At 60.1% G+C, this 22,487-nt stretch carries 20 protein-coding genes; 12 read left to right on the top strand and 8 right to left on the bottom strand.

Going from position 1 to position 22,487, the window contains the following annotated elements:
- Positions 1–609 precede the first annotated feature (609 nt).
- Positions 610–828, bottom strand: coding sequence for a hypothetical protein (locus tag ACZ9H3_RS11635; RefSeq protein ID WP_099775759.1), 219 nt, complete (start codon positions 826–828; stop codon positions 610–612).
- A gap of 333 nt (positions 829–1,161) precedes the next feature.
- On the opposite strand from ACZ9H3_RS11635, the gene ACZ9H3_RS11630 reads away from it, so the two are divergent.
- Both ACZ9H3_RS11630 and ACZ9H3_RS11625 read left to right on the top strand, forming a co-directional pair.
- Entirely contained in the window at positions 1,162–3,411 is a 2,250-nt protein-coding gene (locus tag ACZ9H3_RS11630; protein ID WP_476220836.1) for a hypothetical protein, read from the top strand.
- Positions 3,374–3,934, top strand: coding sequence for a hypothetical protein (locus ACZ9H3_RS11625; RefSeq protein WP_476220834.1), 561 nt, complete (start codon positions 3,374–3,376; stop codon positions 3,932–3,934). Before ACZ9H3_RS11630 ends, ACZ9H3_RS11625 begins: the two co-directional genes overlap by 38 nt.
- Here the strand turns inward: ACZ9H3_RS11625 and ACZ9H3_RS11620 are convergent.
- Entirely contained in the window at positions 3,906–4,685 is a 780-nt protein-coding gene (locus ACZ9H3_RS11620) for an IclR family transcriptional regulator (protein ID WP_065758794.1), read from the bottom strand. The genes ACZ9H3_RS11625 and ACZ9H3_RS11620 overlap by 29 nt on opposite strands.
- A 172-nt stretch (positions 4,686–4,857) precedes the next feature.
- Between ACZ9H3_RS11620 and hmgA the strand changes: the two genes are divergently transcribed.
- From hmgA to maiA, 3 genes are read left to right on the top strand one after another with little or no spacing between them, the layout of a single operon-like run.
- Complete coding sequence (hmgA, locus tag ACZ9H3_RS11615; protein ID WP_065758793.1) at positions 4,858–6,159, top strand: homogentisate 1,2-dioxygenase; 1,302 nt, start codon at positions 4,858–4,860, stop codon at positions 6,157–6,159.
- 3 nt (positions 6,160–6,162) lie between these two features.
- Positions 6,163–7,455, top strand: a complete 1,293-nt coding sequence (gene fahA, locus ACZ9H3_RS11610; RefSeq protein WP_330523000.1) for a fumarylacetoacetase — start codon at positions 6,163–6,165, stop codon at positions 7,453–7,455.
- 15 nt (positions 7,456–7,470) lie between these two features.
- Positions 7,471–8,097, top strand: a complete 627-nt coding sequence (gene maiA / locus ACZ9H3_RS11605; protein WP_476220832.1) for a maleylacetoacetate isomerase — start codon at positions 7,471–7,473, stop codon at positions 8,095–8,097.
- A gap of 18 nt (positions 8,098–8,115) precedes the next feature.
- Here the strand turns inward: maiA and ACZ9H3_RS11600 are convergent, their stop codons facing one another.
- Positions 8,116–8,922: a SirB1 family protein gene (locus ACZ9H3_RS11600; RefSeq protein ID WP_099775755.1), complete on the bottom strand. Its 807-nt coding sequence runs from the start codon at positions 8,920–8,922 to the stop codon at positions 8,116–8,118.
- Between the two features lie 119 nt (positions 8,923–9,041).
- On the opposite strand from ACZ9H3_RS11600, the gene ACZ9H3_RS11595 reads away from it, so the two are divergent.
- Positions 9,042–10,061: a Leu/Phe/Val dehydrogenase gene (locus tag ACZ9H3_RS11595; RefSeq protein ID WP_476220830.1), complete on the top strand. Its 1,020-nt coding sequence runs from the start codon at positions 9,042–9,044 to the stop codon at positions 10,059–10,061.
- A gap of 6 nt (positions 10,062–10,067) precedes the next feature.
- Here ACZ9H3_RS11595 and ACZ9H3_RS11590 read toward each other — a convergent pair whose 3' ends face one another.
- Positions 10,068–10,334 (bottom strand): YebG family protein, encoded by a 267-nt coding sequence (locus ACZ9H3_RS11590; protein ID WP_065758788.1) that lies wholly within the window; start codon positions 10,332–10,334, stop codon positions 10,068–10,070.
- Between the two features lie 276 nt (positions 10,335–10,610).
- Here ACZ9H3_RS11590 and ACZ9H3_RS11585 point away from each other — a divergent pair, with 276 nt between their 5' ends.
- Positions 10,611–11,081: a phosphate-starvation-inducible protein PsiE gene (locus ACZ9H3_RS11585; protein ID WP_065758787.1), complete on the top strand. Its 471-nt coding sequence runs from the start codon at positions 10,611–10,613 to the stop codon at positions 11,079–11,081.
- Positions 11,082–11,755: 674 nt separating this feature from the next.
- Here the strand turns inward: ACZ9H3_RS11585 and ACZ9H3_RS11580 are convergent.
- Positions 11,756–12,160 carry an HPF/RaiA family ribosome-associated protein gene (locus tag ACZ9H3_RS11580; protein WP_099775753.1) on the bottom strand — a complete coding sequence of 135 codons (405 nt, stop codon included), beginning with the start codon at positions 12,158–12,160 and terminating at the stop codon, positions 11,756–11,758.
- A 325-nt stretch (positions 12,161–12,485) separates the two neighbouring features.
- On the opposite strand from ACZ9H3_RS11580, the gene ACZ9H3_RS11575 reads away from it, so the two are divergent.
- Positions 12,486–14,453 (top strand): ligand-gated channel protein, encoded by a 1,968-nt coding sequence (locus ACZ9H3_RS11575; protein ID WP_476220826.1) that lies wholly within the window; start codon positions 12,486–12,488, stop codon positions 14,451–14,453.
- A 21-nt stretch (positions 14,454–14,474) separates the two neighbouring features.
- Here ACZ9H3_RS11575 and ACZ9H3_RS11570 read toward each other — a convergent pair whose 3' ends face one another.
- Positions 14,475–15,350 carry a helix-turn-helix domain-containing protein gene (locus tag ACZ9H3_RS11570; protein ID WP_065758834.1) on the bottom strand — a complete coding sequence of 292 codons (876 nt, stop codon included), beginning with the start codon at positions 15,348–15,350 and terminating at the stop codon, positions 14,475–14,477.
- Positions 15,351–15,485: 135 nt separating this feature from the next.
- On the opposite strand from ACZ9H3_RS11570, the gene ACZ9H3_RS11565 reads away from it, so the two are divergent.
- Positions 15,486–16,391, top strand: coding sequence for a DMT family transporter (locus ACZ9H3_RS11565; protein ID WP_330523003.1), 906 nt, complete (start codon positions 15,486–15,488; stop codon positions 16,389–16,391).
- Positions 16,392–16,395: 4 nt separating this feature from the next.
- On the opposite strand, the gene ACZ9H3_RS11560 is transcribed toward ACZ9H3_RS11565, so the two are convergent.
- Together ACZ9H3_RS11560 and ACZ9H3_RS11555 are read right to left on the bottom strand one after the other, a co-directional pair.
- Positions 16,396–17,367, bottom strand: a complete 972-nt coding sequence (locus ACZ9H3_RS11560; RefSeq protein WP_330523004.1) for a 2-hydroxyacid dehydrogenase — start codon at positions 17,365–17,367, stop codon at positions 16,396–16,398.
- A gap of 84 nt (positions 17,368–17,451) precedes the next feature.
- Positions 17,452–18,399, bottom strand: a complete 948-nt coding sequence (locus ACZ9H3_RS11555; RefSeq protein ID WP_099775749.1) for a LysR family transcriptional regulator — start codon at positions 18,397–18,399, stop codon at positions 17,452–17,454.
- Positions 18,400–18,586: 187 nt separating this feature from the next.
- Here ACZ9H3_RS11555 and ACZ9H3_RS11550 point away from each other — a divergent pair, with 187 nt between their 5' ends.
- From ACZ9H3_RS11550 to ACZ9H3_RS11540, 3 genes are read left to right on the top strand one after another with little or no spacing between them, the layout of a single operon-like run.
- Entirely contained in the window at positions 18,587–20,113 is a 1,527-nt protein-coding gene (locus ACZ9H3_RS11550; RefSeq protein ID WP_099775748.1) for an efflux transporter outer membrane subunit, read from the top strand.
- Positions 20,110–22,296, top strand: coding sequence for an FUSC family protein (locus ACZ9H3_RS11545; protein ID WP_409278705.1), 2,187 nt, complete (start codon positions 20,110–20,112; stop codon positions 22,294–22,296). Before ACZ9H3_RS11550 ends, ACZ9H3_RS11545 begins: the two co-directional genes overlap by 4 nt.
- A complete protein-coding gene (locus tag ACZ9H3_RS11540; RefSeq protein ID WP_065758779.1) occupies positions 22,286–22,486 on the top strand; it encodes a DUF1656 domain-containing protein in 201 nt (66 codons plus the stop codon). The genes ACZ9H3_RS11545 and ACZ9H3_RS11540 overlap by 11 nt, the downstream gene beginning before the upstream one ends.
- The last annotated feature ends 1 nt before the right edge of the window (position 22,487 follow it).

Genomic DNA, 22,487 nt, shown 5'->3' with positions numbered 1-22,487 from the left:
AAAGGCCGCTGCAAAGCAGCGGCCAAGTAAGACGTAGATCAAGGAGCTTCAAAATCAACGTCGGTGAACTGGGTAGGTACTCCGCTATTGAGTAAGCCTACAAGCCTGCCAGGAGTTGCTTGTTGAGCGGCTCTACTGGGCAGGTGGGCTTAGAATAAGGCGCTGATCTTTCAGGAAAAATAGTGGTTTCTGACATTCTCTTTTACGCAGGCTGTAATAGTTTTAGGTTATGCAGCACTTTCACCGCAGGTAAGACGGCGTGTTGGTGTTTTGTTTTGGGGTGTTTTTTTATGTCGGAAAACAGGCAGTAAGTGGGTTGTAAATAAGCGCGCTGAAGGAAAAACTTTTAAGTACTGGGCGCATTAATTGGATCCATTAGTTCTGATTAATTTTGATACTTTTCAGGCACTTTCTCCTCTTGGGTTTGCACGTTCTTGTGGGTAGTTTCTTGGCCGCTAATAACCACATTCACAAGGATGGCGAATGAATACCTCTACACCGTTTACATTGTCCACTGAACGACTGGAGAACTTCAGTGTGCAAGAACTTCTACTTGAAATGACCAATACCGTATTGAAGATACAGTCGGTTTTAAGCACGGCCCCTTCTTTAGCGCAGGTCATACGTCAACAGTTTCAGGTGCGAATGGCTGCGTTGGGTTGCGATGTTGATCTTCAGGCCTTGCGGGTTCAACAGGGCGTACCGCTGATCGACCTTGCGCTGCAGGCCATGATTGATCAGCAGGCACTGTCGCTTGAGCAAATGGGCCCGCAGCTTTTCGCGGCGGGTGTAACTCAGCCCATCGATGCCGATGTAAACCTTATTCATCAGGTGCTTGGCGAACTGCTTCCCCAGTGGGCTGATACATGGTTGGAGCAACTTCAAGATTTTTGGGCGGGTGCGTTAAGCCCCGATGAAGCGTTTGGCCCAAACAGGCTTCACCAACTGCTGGCCTATCTGTTCTTTCTCGATATTCATTTATGGGCCAAGGGGCGACCTGAAAGGGCCGCCCGTTGCAAGCAGTTGGAGGAGAGCATCTTTAATGCTGATGCGACGCTCAGGACACTTTCGCTGCTTGACGATAGCGGGCAGGCCATTCCACTTTCGCAGGCCTTCGTATCAGGTGATTTTGCCGAGCATCCCGCCGACACGGTGGTGTGTTTGTACAGCACCTGGGATGGGCTGGGGCTGTATGGTGATCTTCAGTCGCTGCTGGGTGACGTGACGTGGCGCCTGCAAAAAACTGAAACGCGTCAACCACTGTTACAGCACTTGGCGCCTGCGCAACAGGCCCTGCTTCAGGGGCAGACGCTCACGGTTGTCGAGCAGCCTTTTGCTGAAGACGTGTTCAAACAACACGTTGCAGATCTGCAGCGTACTCAGCGACAGTGGTTTCTCGACATCCTGCAGAACGCACGTGCTCACTCGCAGCCTGCACCTCAGGTGTGGGAAGCGCTGGCTGCGATGGAGCAGCAGCGCGTACTGGTTTCAACGCTTCAGGCGCGTCATGCCGATCGCCTCAGGCAGTACCGTGTTTCCCGTCAACCAGACTGGTTGCGGTTTCTGGTCGGTGACGAAAAAGTCGCTTATGAGCAGCGTGAAAAAACGCTCGAAGATGCCCAACTGCGTGTAGATACGCTGCTTGAGGGGCATGCCAGCCATGAGGATTATGCCCGCCTGCAAATCCAGGCATATGTGCAAAAGCATCTGGGGCTGACCATCGACGCTGAGCAGGTTTTGCTCAATGTCGCGTACTCAATAGACCTCGATGGCCATGTACAAACCGGCAGCCGGCAATTGAGCCTTGGCCAATGGGTGCTCTCGGGAGGCTATCAAGGGCAAGAGGCTCAGGTCGTTGTGCAGGTTGTCCAGGGGCCAGACCTTTCGGCGCAGTTCATTGCTGCGATGATTGCCGAGCTGAATCTGCGCATGGGTTACATCGATGCCGTGCAAGCCCTTTACCTGACAGAGGAGGGAACAGCGGCGATGGCCGACGCCCTGCAGGCGCGCTTGTCGTTGTCGTTTCTGAGTGCGCGTTATCAGGGCATGGACCCAACGGCATTTGAGGTGTTTGAACGCCTTGGTCAGCACAACGGCTCGTTGGCGTCGCTGGGTGTCGAGGTGGGATGTGTGTTGCTCAATGAGCAAGGGGTGGTACTGAAGGATCTGTTCTATGTGCGTTATCCCCAGGGTGATGACTGGCGCTATATCGTTTACGCGCCGGGTGCGCCAGGTGGGGATGTCAGGGTGTTTGACGCTGTGCATCATCTGAGCGACGCCATGGCTGGGTGGTCAGCTACAGCGCCAGGCTGTGATTATCTGGTCGGCCAGGTTGCCTTTGCAGAGCGGTCCGGCTTCAGGCGCCATCTTGAGCAACAGCATCGCTCCACCACGCATTGGATACGTAACAGCATGGTGCTGAAGCCTTGGGAGGCAAGCACATGGAGCGACGCGCTGTCCAAGATTGCCTCAATGAAAGTGGAGGGTCTGCTGGATGAGCTGCAGGCCGTCACGCCGCAATGGTACCGCGATGCTACCCCCAACGACCGTCAGGCACTGAGCAACCTGGACTTCATGTTGCAGGCACTTGGGCAGGAATATGAAAAACACTACAGCCTTCCCCATTTCCGAAGCTTTGCCCACCATGAAGTCGGGCAATGGCTCAACACGTTGCTCGGTTCGAACTCAACGGGTGGCTGGGTAGACCCTGACACGGTGTTGGTAACACTTGAGGCGGGCGCCGAGATGACGCTGACTCAAGTGGTGATAAGCGGATACGGCAGCAGTTTCAATTTCGAGGAGTTCGCCAGGTTCGCCTCAACCCGCGGGCAGGATCTGTCGAGGCTTGATCGTCGACGTGTGGCGAGCTACATACGTTCGGCAAAGTTGGGGGAGCGCTATATCGCGCAGGCCAAGCAGACACTGGTGAAGACCGATGCGAAATACGGCCTGTATCGCGCATTGCATGGCCACTTGTTGCGCCTGCAGATCACGCGGACCGCGCTCTGCGAAGTGTTGCAGGGGAACCTTTCGTCAGCGCAGCGCCGCTGGATGAAGGCGACGGTCGAATCGCTGCTGGAACTCGAACCGCCCGTGGTGGGTGGCGACAGAACCTACCAAAAGGACGGTGTGTACCAGCTTGCCTTGCGCGGCCAGCGTATCGAAGGTGTCTATATTCTCCGGCACATGCAGGGCAATGCCGCGGACGACCTGCTGTACACCCCGGATGCCCCTGATGGCCGCTGGTTGCGCAGTCGGGAAGACCTGATCAGTCAATGGAAGGCGTATGGCCTCGGTGATTACTTCTATCGCCGAGTGGCGATCAAGGATCAGCGGATCATCGGTACCTTGATTAACGATATCGCGCGCGCGGGTGGACCCCACCGATCTGATCGTCAGTGCCTACGGTGAGTACACCCGGATCAGTGATCTTGGTGATGAGTTCGATGCCATGACGCTGCGCATCATCGACGATGTCGATCATGACACGACCAGCGTTGCCGAGCGGATATCGCGGTTGTTGTTTGAGGTGGTGCTCAGTACCGCGTCCATTCTTTCGATGCCGTTTCCACCGGCGTCAATGGCGATATCGGCCTTTACTACGTTGCGAGCATTCACGAAGGGGGCGCTGGCCTACCGTGATGGTGACCGGGCTTCAGCGCTGGTTTCCTTTGCGTTGTCAGGGTTGGGGGTGTTCTCGATGGTAGGGGGATGGGGGCGCTTGCTTGCTGCCCTTTCCAAGTTGTCGAGTGGGCCGAGCTCTGCCCAGGTGGAGTTGCTCAAAAACTTGTGCAAGGAGCTCGTAGCACCCGTCGCCCCCAAGGCCGCGACCCCGACCTACAAGGTGTTCAAGGAAGAGCTGACGCTGTTCCTTGGTGACCTGGAAGCCAGCGCGCAGGCGCTCCCTAAAGGTCATGCCCCATTCGCCAGCTAATGGTTTTTGCAGTGGCCAGCAGCCGTTGAGCGGCTGGCCCCTGTTCATCGGCATGAAAGATCGAGGTCGGGCCGACCACGGTGATAACCGCCGCGATCTTGCCGACCGCATTGAACACGGGGGCTGACAGCGCATCGACGCCCGGCATCAGCAGGCCGTGGATATGGTGCAGGCCACGTTCACGGATTTGTGCAAACAAGGCGTCGTACTCACTGGCGGTCTGCTTCAGGGCCGCCAGTTCCTGATCACGTAGCTCGAGGGTTTCGCGCTCCGGCAGGTAGGCCCCGAACACCAGCCCGGTGGATGAGCTGAGCAGCGGCAGTACCGAGCCGATCTGCGTGACCACGGTTACAGCACGCACGGCCGGCTCAATGCTGACCACGGTTGGGCCCTTATTGCCCCATACGGCCAAAAAGCAGCTTTCATTAAGCTCATCACGTAATTGCGACAGCGGCATTGCGCCGACCTTCAATACATCGATGCCACCCAGTGCGGCCAGGCCGATGCGCAGCGCTTCACGGCCCAGCCCATAGTGGTTGGTCGCCGGGTTCTGTTCGGCAAAACCGCTGGCGATCAACGCCTGCAGGTAGCGGTGAACCTTGCTTGCGGGCATTTGAACGTGTTCGGCCAGGCGTGACAGTGACGTGGCGGGCGACAGTTCAGCCAGGGCCTTGAGGATGTCGGTGCCGACCTCTGCCGAGCGAACCTTCTGTTTGCCGGTGCTATCGGCGGTGGAGCTGGCTTTGGCCATGGGGCATTCGATCCGGGAGAGACAGGAGGGCGTATTTATAGCTTGACGGACTTTGGCAATCAAATTACGTTATGCGTAATGTGATTACGATAAAAATAATGCAGACGTGCTGTCACCGCCTGGTCGGTTCGCAGCCAACTGCCCGTAACCGGCCTCATGGCCAGGAGTCTCGATGAACCTCGATTCCACGTCCTCACTCAGCTACCAGAGCGGTTTCGGTAACGAATTCGCCAGCGAAGCATTGCCGGGCGCCCTGCCTGTCGGGCAAAACTCTCCGCAAAAGGCCCCGTACGGGCTGTACGCCGAACTGTTCTCCGGCACCGCGTTCACCATGACCCGCAGTGAACTGCGCCGCACCTGGATGTACCGTATCCGGCCGTCGGCCCTGCATCCGGCGTTCGAGCGCCTGGAGCGTCAGTTGGCCGGTGGCCCATTGGGCGCGGTGACGCCAAACCGGCTGCGCTGGAACCCGCTGGATATCCCCGCCGAGCCGACCGATTTCATCGACGGCTGGGTCGCCATGGCGGCCAACTCGGCTGCTGACAAGCCAGCGGGTGTGAGCGTCTACAGCTATTGCGCCAATCGCTCGATGGAGCGCGTGTTCTTCAACGCCGACGGCGAACTGTTGCTGGTGCCGGAGCAGGGCCGCCTGCGTATCGCCACCGAGCTGGGTGTGCTGGAGGTCGAACCACTGGAAATCGCCGTGCTGCCGCGTGGCTTGAAGTTCCGTGTCGAACTGCTCGACGGTACCGCGCGCGGCTACATCGCCGAGAACCACGGTGCGCCGCTGCGTATCCCGGACCTTGGCCCGATTGGCAGTAACGGCCTGGCCAACCCGCGTGATTTCCTGGCGCCGGTGGCCCATTACGAAGAGCACCAGGGCCCTGTGCCGTTGGTGCAGAAGTTCCTGGGTGAGCTGTGGGGCTGTGTGTTGCAGCATTCGCCGCTGGATGTGGTGGCGTGGCATGGCAACAACGTGCCGTACAAGTACGACCTGCGCCGTTTCAACACCATTGGCACCGTCAGCTTCGACCACCCGGACCCATCGATTTTCACCGTACTGACCTCGCCGACCAGCGTGCCGGGCATGGCCAACATCGATTTCGTGATTTTCCCGCCACGCTGGATGGTGGCCGAGAACACCTTCCGTCCGCCATGGTTCCACCGCAACCTGATGAACGAGTTCATGGGCCTGATCCAGGGGGCTTATGACGCCAAGGCCGAAGGTTTCCTGCCTGGCGGTGCGTCGCTGCACAGCTGCATGAGCGCCCATGGCCCGGATGCTGAAACCTGTGCCAAGGCGATTGCCGCTGACCTGGCACCGAACAAGATCGATAACACCATGGCCTTCATGTTCGAGACCAGCCAGATGCTGAGACCGACGCGCCATGCACTGGAATGCCCGCAATTGCAGGCCGACTACGATAGTTGCTGGGCATCGTTGCCGAGCACCTTCACCCCGAATCGGAGATAACCCATGAATCAGTCCGCCATTGCCCGTAGTTGGGTCGATCACGCCAACGGGCATAGCGATTTCCCGCTGCAGAACCTGCCCCTGGGTATCTTCAGCCGTAACGACCAGGCGCCACGCTGTGGTGTTGCCATTGGCGATGCCATCCTCGACCTGGAAGGCGCTCTGGCCGCTGGCCTGTTCGAGGGCCAAGCCCGTGTTGCTGTCGAGGCTACCCGTGGCGGTGCGCTGAATGCGTTCTTCGCATTGGGCCGTGGTGCCCGGGTTGCCCTGCGCGAGCGTCTGCTGGCGCTGTTGGGTGAACACAGCGAGCACCAGGCCGCACTGCGACCACTGCTGTATCCGGCTGCTGAGTGCCAGTTGCACCTGCCTGCCCGGATTGGCGATTACACCGACTTCTACGTAGGCATCGAACACGCCAAGAACGTTGGCAAACTGTTCCGTCCGGACAACCCTTTGCTGCCGAACTACAAGTATGTGCCGATTGGTTATCACGGCCGTGCTTCGACCATTCGTCCGTCGGGTACGGATGTCCGTCGGCCGAAGGGTCAAACCCTGCCTGCCGGGCAGAGCGAGCCGACCTTCGGCCCTTGCGCACGGCTTGATTACGAGCTGGAGCTGGGCATCTGGATCGGCCAGGGCAACGCGTTGGGCGAGGCCATTCCGGTGGCCGAAGCGGCTGAGCATATCGCCGGCTTCTGTCTGCTCAATGACTGGTCGGCACGTGACATCCAGGCCTGGGAGTACCAGCCACTGGGCCCGTTCCTGTCCAAGAGCTTCATCTCTACGGTTTCGCCGTGGGTGGTGACGGCCGAAGCGCTGGAGCCGTTCCGTTGCGCCCAACCGGCACGCCCGGAAGGCGACCCGCAGCCACTGCCTTACCTGCTCGACAAGCGCGATCAGGCGCTGGGCGCCTTCGACATCGAGCTGGAAGTGCTGCTGGTGACCGAGCGCATGCGTGAGCAGAACCTGCCGGCCCATCGCCTGACCCTGAGCAACACCTTGAGCATGTACTGGACCGTGGCGCAGATGGTCGCGCACCATAGTGTCAACGGTTGCCAGCTACAATCGGGAGACCTGTTCGGTTCTGGCACCCTGTCGGGCGCTAAACCCGGTCAGTTTGGCAGCCTGCTGGAGATCACCCAGGGCGGCAAGGAGCCGATCGAGCTGGCATCCGGCGAAGTGCGCCGCTTCCTTGAAGACGGTGACGAGATCATCCTGCGCGCCCGTTGCATCCGCGACGGTGTTGCCAGCATCGGTTTTGGTGAGTGCCGCGGCAAGATCCTGCCAGCACACTAAAAAAGAGGACAGGGCATGGAACTCTATACCTACTTTCGTTCGACGTCGTCGTACCGGGTACGGATTGCCCTGGCGCTCAAGGGGCTGGATTTCCAGTCCCTGCCGGTCAACCTGCTCAAAGGCGAGCAGCGTGAGTCTGCGTTTTTGGCGCTCAATCCTCAGGGCCGTGTACCGGCCCTGAGGGTCGACTCGGGGGCCTTGTTGTTACAGTCGCCGGCGATCATCGAGTATCTGGAAGAACGTTATCCACAGCCGGCACTGCTGCCTGCTGCACTTGAGCAACGCGCTCAAGTGCGTGGGGTGGCGGCGCTGATTGGTTGTGACATCCACCCGTTGCACAATGTCAGTGTGCTCAACCAACTGCGTCAGCTAGGGCATGACGAAACGCAGGTCAACCAGTGGATCGCCCACTGGATCAGCCAAGGGCTGGCGGCGGTTGAGCAGTTGATCGGTGACAGTGGCTACTGCTTCGGCGCACAACCGGGCTTGGCGGATGTCTACTTGATTCCCCAGTTGTATGCCGCGCAGCGGTTCAGCATCGATCTCGGCGCTTATCCTCGCATCAATCGGGTAGCGGCGCTGGCCGCGCAACACCCGGCGTTCATTCAGGCACACCCGTCTAACCAACCGGATACCCCATGACGCGGCAGGTGATTAGGTTCAATGAATCGATGTCGCTTTGGGGGGCAGGTGGCTCAGGCGCTCGGTCAGGCGTAAACGCTGGATCGGGTCTTCGCTGAGCAACAAGGCATGCTCCAGGTCGAAACGTTCGGCCTGTGGGCAATCCAGCCGCTGGTAGAGCGTGGCCCTGGCCAGGTAGTCACTGGCATTGGCTGACCCTAGTTCGACGACCCGTTCAGCATCTTTCAGTGCTGCCAGGTCGTCGTCATGGGTGGTGTGCAATTGCCGCAGGTTGCGTGAAAGGCGTTGTAGCATCTGGCGTGGGCTGGCGGTCAGCAGGTGTTCTGCGCTCAAGGTCATTTGCGGGCCGAACTGCCGACCGAGCAGTTCGCGACAGTCGGCAGGGTACAGGCGACGTCCACCACACGGGTCGAGCAGGTGGTCGGCGCCCGGTACTCGCAGCAGGAAGTATCCCGGAAAGTTCACCCCCTCCAGTGGAATGGACAAGCTGCGGGCCAGTTCGAGGCTCAACAGTGCCAAGGCCAGCGGCTGGCCGCGACGGCGCAGCAGCACCTTGTCCAGCAAGGCTGCCTGAGGGCGCAAGGGGTAATACTCATCCTGCTGAAACCCCAGCGCGCAGAGCTGCCGCAGCAGAGGCTGGGCCAGTTCGTTCACAGACAACATGGGCAGGCCAACACTGACCTCGCGTTGCAGCGTTTGCACCTGAGCCAGGCAGTCGGCAGGTTGCACGCCGGGGTCATGCTCGGCGGCGATCCACAACCCCGCTTCAAACAGCGCGACAGGGTCACGTTCGAGGCAGGCCAGACAGGCTTTGCGTGGGTTCATGAAAGTCTCCGCTTACGCTTATTTTTTAGCCCCCTGCGTGGCTTTCGTCCAGTAGCGCTATCAGTTGCCCGGAGCGTGCCTATACTTGCATCAGCACCCAGCAATTCGGGAGCTTGTCGATGTTTTCGCTGATGCAAAGCACGCGCACCCACTCGCTGCACCTGTGTATCGATCCTCCGACCGGGCTCAAGGCCGTGATTGCTATTCACAGTGAGCAGCGTGGCCCCGCCATGGGCGGGTGTCGCTACCTGGCCTACCCCGACGATGACAGTGCGATGATCGACGCCATTCGTCTGGCTCAGGGCATGAGTTACAAGGCTGCGTTGGCCGGCTTGCCGCTGGGTGGGGGCAAGGCGGTGATCATTCGAAACCCGCATGTAGAAAACCGGGCCGCGCTGTTTGAGGCTTTCGGGCGTTTTGTCGATTCACTCGAGGGGCGGTACATCACGGCCATCGACAGCGGTACGTCGACGCTGGACATGGACTGCATTGCGCAAACAACACAGCATGTCACGAGCACCACGGCGTCAGGTGATCCCTCGCCGTATTCGGCCATGGGCGTGTTTGCCGGTATCCGTGCGACTTCAATGGCGCGCTTGGGCAGCGACAACCTGGAAGGTTTGCGTGTGGCGGTGCAAGGGTTGGGTAATGTGGGCTTCACCTTGGCGGAGCAGTTGCATGCGGCGGGCGCCGAACTGCTGGTCAGCGATCATGATCCTGGGCGGGTGCAATTGGCGATGGAGCAGTTCAATGCCCATCCGATTGCGTCTGAGGCGCTGATCAGTACCCCATGCGATATCTTTGCGCCTTGCGGTTTGGGTTCGATTCTTACAGGACAGAGTGTAATGCAGCTTCGTTGTGCTGCCGTTGCAGGGTCGGCGAACAATCAACTGACCACCCTGCAGGTGGCCGATCAGCTGGAAAACCGCGGCATCCTGTACGCACCGGATTACATCATCAACTCAGGCGGCCTGATTTATGTGGCGCTCAAGCACCAAGGTGAAGAGTTGCCGACCATTACCGAGCACCTGGCGCGCATTCCGTCGCGGCTGACAGAGGTCTTTGCCCATGCCCAGGCAGAGAAGCGCTCGCCAGCGCGCGTTGCGCAAACCCTGGCCGAGCGGCTGCTATACCCTTGAGTTGGGTTACTCGGCAGGGCTTTCGTCACCCAGCAGTTCGCTGAGCGCGTCGGGTTGGCTCTTGAAGGCCTTGGCGAAGACGTCGCGGTTTTTCGCCATGTAGATACCGGCGTCCTCAACCTGCTGTTCACTCAGTGACGGCACGGCTTTCTTCAGCACTTCGGCCAGCAGTTCAGCCAGCTCGAGCATCTTGTCGTGACGGTCTGCTTCGGCTTTATCCATGAACAAGCGCTCCAGGTCTCGGCTGCTGCGGTACACCACTTCGACGGCCATTCATCACCTCACATGCCTTTCGATAATTGAACAATACGAATACTGTATTTTTGTACAGTAAAGAGGATAAGGCAATCCCTCGGCTTTGAATAGTGGCATTTTTGCAGCCCCTGCCTCGGTCTTTAGCCCCCGGTCGCATTGAACGGGTGCACGCGCACGTGCCTTGCGGCAATCTGCCGCCTTCTCAAACCCAGTGCCTGGCCTTTTTACTGCATGCAGATAAAGCGTCATGTACTTGCCGCATTCTCCTTCAAGCCGTATCAAGGAATCTGTACCGTGAATAACAATTGGGCTGACAAACTGCGAAAAAGCCTGCATGGCTCTGCCGACTCACTGGGTAACTTGTGCGTTGAGGCCTTCCATTACCTGGCGTTGTTCGGTATCGGTGCGATCACGGCTTACGCCGCTGTAGTGACCTTCCTGGAGATGCTGGGCAAGGGCGGTGTCAGTGTCGATGACATCCTGCTGTTGTTCATCTACCTGGAATTGGGGGCGATGGTCGGTATCTATTTCAAGACCAACCACATGCCAATCCGCTTCCTGTTGTATGTGGCGATCACCGCCTTGACCCGTCTGCTGATCGGCGATGTATCGCATCACAAGGCCCCCGACGCAGGCCTGTTGTATGTGTGCGGCGGTATCCTGCTGCTGTCGTTCTCGATCCTGGTGGTGCGCTTCGCCTCGTCCCGCTACCCCTCGACCAAGGCGATTGACGCCAGTGGCAAGGAAATCGAAGAGGCCAAATAGGGCTGCTCGGTTTGTGTTGGAGCAGGCTGCCTGCTATGGCGTCGACGGGGTGTCCGTGAGTGCGCGGCGCCTGCATCGCGGGCAAGCCCGGCTCCTACAGGTTGCATTCGCTGTTGGAGCTGGCTTGCCTGCGATGGCGTCGGCGTTGTGCCAGTGAGTGCGCGGCGACTGCATCGCGGGCAAGCCCGGCTCCTACAGGTTGCATTCTCTGTTGGAGCAGGCTTGCCTGCGATGGCCTCGGCGCGGTGTCCGTGAGTGCGCGGCGTCTGCATCGCGGGCAAGACCCGCTCCTACAGGTTGCATTTTCTGTTGGAGCAGGCTTGCCTGCGATGGCCTCGGCGCGGTGTCCGTGAGTGCGCGGCGTTTGTATCGCGGGCAAGCCCGGCTCCTACAGGTTGCATTCTCTGTTGGAGCTGGCTTGCCTGCGATGGCCTCGGCGCGGTGACCGTGAGTGCGCGGCGTCTGCATCGCGGGCAAGCCCGGCTCCTACAGGTTGCATTTTCTGTTGGAGTTGGCTTGCCTGCGATGGGGTCGGCGGGGTGTTCGTGAGTGCGCGGCGTTTGTATCGCGGGCAAGACCCGCTCCAACAGGGATCAGCGCCAGAATTTCGTTGGCTAAAAAAAGAACCCCCGCTAAAGAGCGGGGGTTCGTCAGCAACCTGGGGTTAGCCGTCTTCAGCTATTGAGGGCTTGCTGATTTTCCTCGAAGTCTTCCTGTAGCAACTGATCGGTGTGCTCGCTTTCGGCGCTTTGCTGAGACACTGCACGTTTACTGCGCAGTTTGCCGTAGAAATGTTCCAGCGCGTGGTTGAGCTTCTCGGCTGCACCGTCCACCGCCTGCTCAAGCGAAGCGGCCTTGTGGGTTACGGAGATCGGTTGGTGGCCTTTGGGGCGAGCCTCCATCTGGCAACGTTTGTCGTGTGGGCCGGGCTTGGTACCGTTTTCGTCCCCCAGATGAACTTCGATGCGTGTGAGGTCCTCTTCAAAGCGGTCGAGCTGTTGTTCGACGGTGCTGCGGACCCACTGTTCCAGCCGGATGCTGCTTTGAATATGGTTGTCGCTATTGACATGGACTTGCATAGATCAATCCTTATTCAGCTAGCTCGCAAGAGAATCGATGGTGCCGGTATGGACCGTGGCAGTCATCGCCTCTTGACTACAAGGTCAGGCAGTTGGCGAAACAATTCAAGCCCTTTTGAAAGAAAAATATCTTGTCGCAAAAAGCAGCCGTTGGAAGGGCTGCGGGCTTGCTCTGGATCAAGAAGCCTCATCGCTGGCGTGCTGGGTGGATTGTTACTGAAAGTGTAAAAAAGCGTAAAGGCGCTTTACTAGGTGGTGAGAATAAATATCATTCGCCCCTAGTTTCTATTTACGTAGAATTTACATTTCCAGGGAGAGGTTCACCATGTCCCCCAGCTTCACCAAGTCCTGCCTTGCACTCGCCTTGTGTTCGCTTTATACCGCCCAGGCTTCGGCCCAGAGCCAGCCTCTGGAGTTGGACAACATGGTGGTGACCGCCTCCGGTTTTTCCCAGCAGATCAAGGATGCCCCGGCGTCGATTTCGGTCATTTCCCGTGAGCAGATCGAGAACAAGTCCTACCGTGATGTCACCGATGCGCTGCGTGATGTGCCGGGTGTGGTGGTAACTGGTGGTGGCAGTTCCAGTGACATCAGTATTCGTGGCATGGCCTCGAAGTACACCTTGATGCTGGTAGATGGCAAACGCCAGGACTCGCGCGCTACGCGTCCCAACAGTGATGGTGCCGGGATCGAGCAGGGCTGGATGCCACCGCTGGAAGCTATCGAGCGAATCGAGGTGGTGCGTGGGCCGATGTCGTCGTTGTATGGTTCCGACGCCATGGGCGGTGTGATCAACATCATCACGCGCAAGGTCACGCCACAGTGGTACGGTGGCGTTCGCACCGAGACGACGTTCCAGGACCGCTCCGATTCCGGGGACTACTCCAGCACCAGCGCGTTCATTTCCGGGCCTTTGGTGGAGAACCTGGTGGGCCTGCAGTTGTACGGGCAGCGCTCACGCCGTGACGAGGACCACATCGTCAACGGCTTCAATGAGCAGAGTACCGACAGTGCCACGGCCAAACTGTCGTTCACCCCGGACACGAACAACGACATCACCGTTGAAGCCGGAAAATCCGAACAGGAACGCAATGCCACCCTGGGCCGCTCGGCGCGTTCTTCTTCCTCACAGAACGATTACGACCGTACGCATTTCTCTGTGAGCCACTCGGGCCGCTGGGAGAGCGTCACCACCGACAGCTACCTGCAGCGGGAGAAAATCGAGAACCCCGGCCGCAAGATGGAGCTGGAGAACACGGTGCTCAACTCCCAGGCGTCGTTCTACAGCGACTCGCACACCACGACCTTCGGCGGTCAGTACAAGTACGAAGACCTGAGTGATCAAGGCAACCAGCTTGCCTCGGCGGCTACCCTCAACCAGCTTACCCGCTGGTCCTGGGCGTTGTTCGCCGAAGACGAGTGGCGTCTGACCGATCAGTTCGCCCTGACCGGCGGCTTGCGCATGGACCGTGACGAGAACTACGGCACGCATTGGTCGCCACGCCTGTATGGGGTGTATCACCCGACCGAGCAGTGGACGATCAAGGGTGGTGTGTCCACTGGCTACCGTTCGCCGGACATCCGTGCAGCTGTTGACGATTGGGGCCAGATCACCGGCGGTGGTGGCGATCCGGCGATTATCGTCGGTAATTCGGCACTGAAGCCGGAGGAAAGCGTCAGCCAGGAGATCGGTTTCATTTGGGACAACCTGGAGGGCTTCACGACCGGCTTGACGGTGTTCAACACCGACTTCAAGGACAAGATCACCGAGCAGCGTCGTTGCACCGACAGCACGGGCAATGCGTCTGGGCAGTGCCAGATCGCTGGTACTTCGTACAAGTTCATCAGTGATCGGGTGAACGTCGATGAGGCGCAGATGCGTGGCGTCGAGGCCACCCTGGACTGGGCCATTACCCAGCGCCTGACATTGGCGACCAACTACACCTTCACCGATTCCGAGCAGAAGAGCGGGGCGCTCAAGGGCAAGGCGTTGAACCAGATGCCCCGGCACATGTTCAACGCCACTCTGGACTGGCAGAACACCGATCAGTTGGGCACTTGGACGCGCCTGAACTACCGAGGCAAGACCTCCGACTATCTGGGGCGTACCACGATGTCTGACGGCACGCCGTCCTACACCTTTGTCGATGTTGGCGGCACCTACAAGGTGACCAAGAACCTCAAGCTGCTGGCGGGTGTGTACAACGTTTTCAACAAGGAAGTGGATTACGCCGAGTATCAAACGGTTCTGGACGGGCGTCGCTACACCGTCGGTATGGACCTGTCGTTCTGACCGAAGGGCGACGATACGGGGTTAGCTGCGCAGTGCCTGACGGTACTCGCCCGGTGTTGCGCCGAGGGCCTGACGGAAGCGGTTACTGAAGTGGCTGGCGCTGGCAAAGCCGCAGAGCAGGGCGACCTGGAGCATGGGCAGGTCACTGAAACGCAGCAGTTGGCGTGCCTTGGCCAGGCGCCGGGCCAGCAGGTACTGGTGCGGTGGCAGCCCAAAGCTGGTGCGGAACATCCGTGCGAAGTGGTACTCGGACAGGTTGCACAGGGTGGCCAGCTCACCCAGGCTGATCGGCTGGTCGAGGTGCTGCTCGATAAAGTCGGCCAACTGCCGGCGTTGGTGCGGCGCCAGGCCACCTTTGAGCCTCACCCCCTGGCGCAAGCCGACCTGGTTGAGCAGGGCATGGCTGACCAGCTCATGGGCCAGGCTGCTGGTCAGCAGGCGCTCGGCGGGTTCGTCCCAGTCCAGGGCGATCAGTTGGCGAAAGCGTCGGGCCTGCTCGGGATCATCCAGAAAGGTGTTCTCTTGCAGTTGCAGCTCTCGCGGCTCACGGTCCAACAGGCGCACGCACTCCAGGGCGAATTGTTCCTGGGTGATGTACAGGTGTACCAGGCGGATCTTGCCGTTGATCACCCAGTTCGAGTCATGCCCGGCTGGAAGAATGCACAGCTTGTCCGGGCCTCCCTTGGCAGAGGGCCGTTCGCGGCGAAACGTGCCCGTGCCGCCGTCTATGTAGCACGACAGGGTGTGATGGCTGGGCGCCTGATAATCGCGTGCGTCGTCTTGATTGTTCCACAAGGCCGCTACCATGCCGTCACCCAGTTGCGCGCTGTGTTCCAGGCGGGTGTTGGGTGAATCATGCAGGGCGTTGAAGACTTGCAGGGTGTCCAGCGGTGTCATGGTGGTTACCTCTGTGGCCATCCTACCGCTGTCCACCGCAGCACACAGCAGTTGGCGATGGAAAAGCGCAAGTTTGTGCAAGCCCGGCCCAGTGCTCTGGGCAGACACTGCACCTCAGTTCAGAGGAGCTTTGTCATGAACCTGTTCTTGTACCTGTTGACCGTTGTGATCTGGGGCACCACCTGGATTGCCCTGAAACTGCAACTGGGCGTGGTTGCGATCCCGGTATCGATTGTCTACCGCTTTGCCTTGGCCGCCTTGCTGCTGTTCGCCATTCTGCTGCTCAGCCGCCGTTTGCAACCGATGAACCGGCGGGCGCATGGCCTTTGTCTGGCGCAGGGGCTGTGCCTGTTCTGCGTGAACTTCATGTGCTTCCTGACGGCCAGCCAGTGGATTCCCAGCGGGCTGATTGCCGTGGTGTTCTCCACGGCGACCCTGTGGAACGCGCTCAACGCCCGGGTGTTCTTCGGGCAGCGGATCGCGGCCAACGTCATGGGCGGTGGTGCGCTGGGGTTGTTAGGGTTGGCGCTGTTGTTCTGGCCAGAACTGTCGGGGCATGCCGCCAGCCGTGAAACCCTGATCGGCCTGGCGCTCGCCTTGCTCGGCACCTTGTGCTTCTCGGCGGGCAACATGCTCTCCAGCCTGCAGCAGAAAGCCGGCCTGAAACCGATGACCACCAACGCGTGGGGCATGTTCTACGGGGCCACGATGCTGGCAGTGTATTGCCTGATCAGCGGCATTCCCTTCGCGATGGAATGGAACACGCGTTACATCGGCTCGCTGCTGTACCTGGTGATTCCGGGCTCGGTGATCGGCTTTACCGCTTACCTGACCCTGGTCGGGCGCATGGGACCGGAGCGTGCTGCGTACTGCACGGTACTGTTCCCGCTGGTGGCGCTGAATGTTTCGGCGTTCGTCGAAGGCTATCAATGGACGCCGCCGGCGTTGTTCGGCCTGTTGCTGGTGATGCTCGGCAACGTGCTGGTATTCCGCAAGCCCAAGCCTCGGGTGCCCTTGGGCACCCTGGCTCAGCGCCTGTAGTTGCTTACTTCCAGACCTGCGGATTGACCAGGTCACGTGGGCGTTCGCCGTTCAAGGCGCTGCACAGGTTGTCGATGGCGCGGTTGGCCATGGCTTCGCGGGTTTCGGCAGTAGCCGAGCCAACGTGGGGCAGGGTAACGGCATTCTTGAGCTGGAACAGCGGCGACTCGCTCAGCGGTTCCTTCTCATAAACGTCCAGGCCGGCGCCGCGAATGGTGCCGTTCTGCAGGGCTTGAACCAGTGCCGCTTCGTCTACCACGGGGCCACGGGAGACGTTGATCAGGAAGGCACTGGGCTTCATCAGTTGCAGCTCACGCTGGCCGATCAGGTGCTGTGTCTGGGTTGTGAGCGGTACGACCAGGCAGACGAAGTCGGCTTCGGCCAGCAGGTGTTCCAGGCTGCAGTATTGTGCGCCGAGTTCCTGCTCCAGTGCCGGTTTGCGGCTGTTGCCGCTGTACAGCACGGGCATGTTGAAGCCCAGGCGGCCACGGCGGGCGATGGCGGCACCAATGTTGCCCATGCCGACGATACCGAGGGTTTTGCCGAAGACATCGCTGCCAAAGTGCGCCGGGCCCACGGTGGCCTGCCATTGCCCGGCCTTGGTCCAGGCGTCCAGTTCGGCCACCCGGCGGGCAGCCCCCATGATCAGGGCAAAGCCCAGGTCAGCGGTGCTCTCGGTCAGCACATCGGGGGTGTTGGTCAGGGCGATGCCGCGTTGGTTGAAGTAGGCCAGGTCATAGTTGTCATAACCTACCGAAACACTGGAGACCACCTCAAGCTTGGCTGCGGTTGCCAGTTGTGCCTCGCCCAGCTTGCGCCCGGCGCCGATCAGACCGTGGGCCTCGGGCAGTGCTTCGTTGAACTGTGCGCTGATATCGCCGAGCTTGGGGTTCGGCACAATCACGTTGAACGTCTGCTGCAGGCGCTCGACCATCGGCGGGGTGATGCGGCTGAAGGCAAGGACAGTCTTTTTCATCGGTGAAATCTCTGCTGGCGGTCAAGAATGAAGCGGCTATTGGGTAGCACGCTATCATTCTCGACCCCGATCGTGCAGCAGGTTTTACGTCGCGATGCGCAGCTGGTGGGTCTTCAGGTCGGCTTCGTGGGCCGCGAGGATTTCCGGCAGCGAGCTGCGCAGGTACTCGACCCAGGTCTTGATCTTGGCATCCAGGTACTGGCGCGACGGGTAGATCGCGTACAGGTTCAGCTCCTGCAGACGGTAGTCAGGCATCACCCGTACCAGCGAGCCATCACGCAGGCCGTCGATTGCCGAGTAAATCGGCAGCACACCAATGCCCATGCCGCTGCGGATGGCGGTCTTCATGGCGTCGGCCGAGTTTACCTGGAATGGCGCCTGGGTGATGTTGACCACTTCCTGGCCTTCAGGGCCGTCGAACAGCCACTTTTCCAGTGGAATCACCGGGCTGACCATGCGCAGGCAAGAGTGACCGAGCAGGTCGGAGGGCTTTTGCGCGCCACCTTTGCGTTTCACGTAGTCCGGCGAGGCACAGCAAATGCTGTAGGTAATCCCCAGACGCTGCGAGACAAAGCCTGAGTCCGGCAGCTCGCTGGCCAGTACGATGGACACGTCATAGCCTTCATCCAGCAGGTCCGGCACGCGGTTGGCCATCGTCAGGTCAAAGGTGACGTCCGGGTGGGTCTCGCGGTAGCGGGAGATGGCATCAATGACGAAGTGCTGCCCTACGCCTGTCATCGAGTGCACTTTCAACTGGCCAGCCGGTCGAGAGTGGGCATCGCTGGCCTCGGCTTCGGCTTCCTCGACATAAGTGAGGATCTGCTCGCAGCGCATCAGGTAGCGCTTGCCGGCTTCGGTCAGGGCGATTCGCCGGGTGGTGCGGTTGAGAAGACGTGTTTGCAGGTGCGCTTCTAGGTTGGAAACCGCCCGCGAGACGTTCGCGGTGGTCGTATCCAGTTGAACGGCAGCGGCAGTAAAACTGCCAACCTGGGCCACACAACTGAATGCACGCATATTTTGCAGGGTGTCCATGGGTCGCTCTCAAAGTAGACGACAAATTGTGACACGAAGTTACAGTGTTGGTCTTCAGACTAAAGCCGGATTATCACCGTTTTCGTAACAAAGATTCGCAGTAATACACGCTTATCGCCAGTGCTGTCGCCCCCTAGAATTGCGTTCTCCAAGCGTCATCCACCTTCTATGTCGGGAATTCGCAGCTGTGCCGCGTCGCATCATCAGAGCGTTGAATGCGCTCAGTGTCTGTGCCTTTAGCTTGACCTTGAGCGGCTGTATCGGAACCTGGGGCATTGCCCCGGAAAGCAAGACGCTGCAAGCCAATACCCTGACCACCGACGAGGCGATCCGCGAGGCCGCTCGCGATGCCCATTGGCCCGACCAGCAATGGTGGCATGCCTATGGTGACCCGCAGCTCGACCGCTGGATCGCCCTGGCCGTCAAGGACAGCCCTACCATGGCCATGGCGGCTGCACGTGTCCGTGAAGCCAAGTCCATGGCGGGTATCATCGAGTCGGCCGAGAAACTGCAGGTCAACGGGGTCTCGACGATCAAGCGTCATAACTGGCCGGAAGACCAGTTCTATGGACCTGGCGCCTTGTCGGGCAGCAACACCTGGGACAACAACGCGGCGTTGGGCTTCAGCTACGCGCTGGACCTCTGGGGCCGCGAGCGCAATGCCAGCGAGCAGGCCGTGGACATGGCCCACATGAGTGCTGCGCAGGCCCGCCAGGCCCAGCTTGAGCTGCAGAACAACATTGTGCGGGTGTACATCCAGTTGTCGCTGTACTTCGCCCAGTACGACATCGTCAAGGCCACCCTGGAACAGCAGGAGCAGATCCTGGCCCTGGCCGAACGACGGTTGGCCGGTGGCATCGGCACTCACTTCGAAGTCAGCCAGGCGCAGACGCCACTGCCGGAAACCCACCGTCAGTTGGACGCGCTGCATGAAGAAATTGCCCTGGCGCGTAACCAGTTGGCCGCGCTGGCAGGCAAAGGGCCGGGCGAGGGCGCACAACTGCAGCGTCCTACCTTGTCGCTCAATGCTGCACTCAAGCTGCCATCGGCCTTGCCGGCGGAGCTGGTTGGCCAGCGTCCGGACGTGGTTGCCAGCCGCTGGCAGGTCGCCGCACAGGCCCGTGGCATTGATGTCGCCCATGCCGGTTTCTTCCCTAACGTCGACCTGGTCGGCAGCCTGGGTTACATGGCTACCGGTGGCGGGGCCATGGAGTTCCTTACCGGGAAGAAATTCAACTACAACATCGGGCCGGCCATCAGCCTGCCGGTGTTTGATGGTGGCCGTCTGCGTTCGCAACTGGGTGTGGCTTCGGCGGGTTACGACATCGCGGTGGCCCGTTACAACCAGACCGTGGTCGAAGCGCTCAAGGGGATCTCTGATCAGTTGATTCGCCGCGAGTCGATGAACGAGCAGCAGCATTTTGCCGCAGAGTCGGTGGCCTCGGCGCAGAAGACCTATGACATCGCCATGGTGGCGTTCCAGCGTGGCCTGACCGACTACCTCAATGTGCTGAACGCGCAAACCCTGCTGTTCCGCCAGCAGCAGATCCAGCAGCAGGTCCAGGCGGCGCGCCTGATGGCCCATGCCGAGCTTGTGACGGCACTGGGTGGTGGTCTGGGAGCGGGTAACGACGTACCGGACGAAGACCGCCAGGCCGCACCGAAGACCCCTAAAACCTTGGCGATCTTCGACAAACCGAGCCACGCCGAATGAATGCCGTGACCTTTCCGTTTCGCTGGCTGGCGTCGCTGGAGTGGCGCCGTGGGTTCTTTGAATGGGCGCGTAGCGACGGGGTAACCTGGGTCTACATCTTCAAGGTCCTGTGCGCTGCGTTCCTCACCCTGTGGCTGGCCATGCGCCTGGAGCTGCCGCAGCCGCGTACGGCGATGATCACGGTGTTCATCGTCATGCAGCCGCAGAGCGGCCATGTGTTTGCCAAGAGTTTTTATCGCTTCCTGGGCACGTTGGCCGGATCGTCGATGATGGTGGCGTTGATTGCCATCTTCCCGCAGAACACCGAGCTGTTTCTGCCGAGCCTGGCCGTGTGGGTGGGTATCTGCTCGGCGGGTGCCATGCGTTATCGGACCTTCCGTTCTTATGGTTTTGTGCTGGCCGGTTACACCGCTGCGATGGTTGGCCTGCCGGCACTGGCCAACCCCGACGGCGCTTTCATGGCGGCGGTGTGGCGGGTGCTGGAAATTTCCTTGGGTATTCTGGTGTCGACCCTGGTCAGTGCGGCGATCCTGCCGCAATCGGCCAGTGCCTCGATGCGCAACGCCCTGTACCAGCGTTTTGGGGTGTTTGCCGGGTTCGTTGCCGAAGGTTTGCGTGGCGAAAGCCAGCGCGAGCGTTTTGAGAGCAGCAACGTGCGTTTCATCGCCGAAGCGGTGGGCCTGGAAAGCCTGCGTAGCGTCACCGCCTTTGAAGACCCGCACATGCGCCGGCGCAGTGGTCGCCTGGGCCGCTTGAACAGTGAGTTCATGGCCATCACCACGCGTTTCAACGCTCTGCACCAGTTGCTTGAGCGCTTGCGTCTGCGCGGGCCATTGCAGATCGTCACGGCCATCGAACCCGGCCTGAACGCGCTCGCCGAACTGCTCGACGGTTACGCCGGGCGTGGCCTGACCGACGCCGACGCGGCGCGCCTGGCCCAGCAACTGGCGATCTACAAGGAGGGGTTGCCGGAGCGGGTGCGCAGCTTGCGCGCGGCCTTTGTCGAGAGCTCGCCAAGCGACGCCGACCTGCTCGACTTCCACACCGCCTACGAACTGCTCTACCGTTTTGTCGACGATATGCACAGCTATGCCCTGACCCACGCGTCCTTGGCTGAGCACAGCCATGCACGCGAGCAGTGGGATGAGCCGTATGTGGCCCAGACCAACTGGCTGGTCTCGCTTGCTGCAGGCGTACGTGCTTCGTTCATCCTGCTGGTGCTGGGCAGCTACTGGATCATCACGGCCTGGCCCAGCGGGGCAATGATGACCCTGATCGCGGCGGCTACCGTGGGCCTGTCGGCAGCCACGCCGAACCCCAAGCGGATGTCGTTCCAGATGGCATGCGGCACCTTGCTGGGAGCCTTGATCGGCTTCTTCGAAATGTTCTTCGTGTACCCCTGGATTGATGGTTTCCCGTTGCTCTGCATGGTACTGGCACCGGTTTACATCCTCGGCGCGTTCCTCTCGTCACGCCCGGCCTATTTCGGGGTCGGGGTGGGCCTGTTGATCTTCTTTTCCACCGGTTCAGTACCGGACAACATGACGGTCTACAACCCCTACAACTTCATCAACGACTACATCGCCATGGTGATCGGCATGTTGGTCTGCGCCGCGGCCGGGGCGATCATCCTGCCGCCGAACAGCCGTTGGTTGTGGAGCCGACTGGAGCAGGACTTGCGTGGCCAGGTGCTGTTTGCGATCACCGGGCGCTTGCGCGGCCTGGGCTCGGCGTTCGAGAGCCGTACCCGTGACCTGCTGCACCAGGCCTATGGTCTGGCGGCCGGCAAGCCACTGGTGCAGAGCTCGCTGCTGCGCTGGATGTTCGTGGTGCTGGAGGTGGGTCATTCGATCATCGAGTTGCGCAAGGAGCAGGCCGTTCTGCCGGTGCATCCGTGTTATGCCGAGTCGCAACCCTGGCGTCAGGCGATCAGGGTGATGGGCCGGGCGCTGGCGCGATTGTTCCTGCAGCCTTCGGCGAGCAACCATGAGCGCGCACTGGTGGCGGTGGACCATGCCATCAGCCGCGTCCAGGCAACCGATGAGCCGTTTGCCCGGCACTTCGACACGTCGGCCTTGCGCCGGGTGCAGAGTTACCTGCATTTCATCCGTACTTCCCTGCTTGACCCGCAATCGCCGCTGGCCGAACTGGCTCCGGTGAAAGGACTGCCCGATGCCCCGTGAAATTGCCTTCCATGGCATTTACATGCCCACCATGACCTTGATGTTCCTGATCGCTGCCCTGCTGGCGTGGGGCCTGGATCGCTTTATCGCCGGTTATGACGGCTACCGCTTTTTCTGGCACCCGGCGTTGCTGCGCTTGTGCCTGTTCATCTGCCTTTTTGGCGCCATGGCGCTGACTGTCTACCGTTGAG

It is taken from the genome of Pseudomonas sp. TE3910, from assembly GCF_056279025.1.
This window is presented reverse-complemented; position numbering and strand designations above follow the sequence as displayed.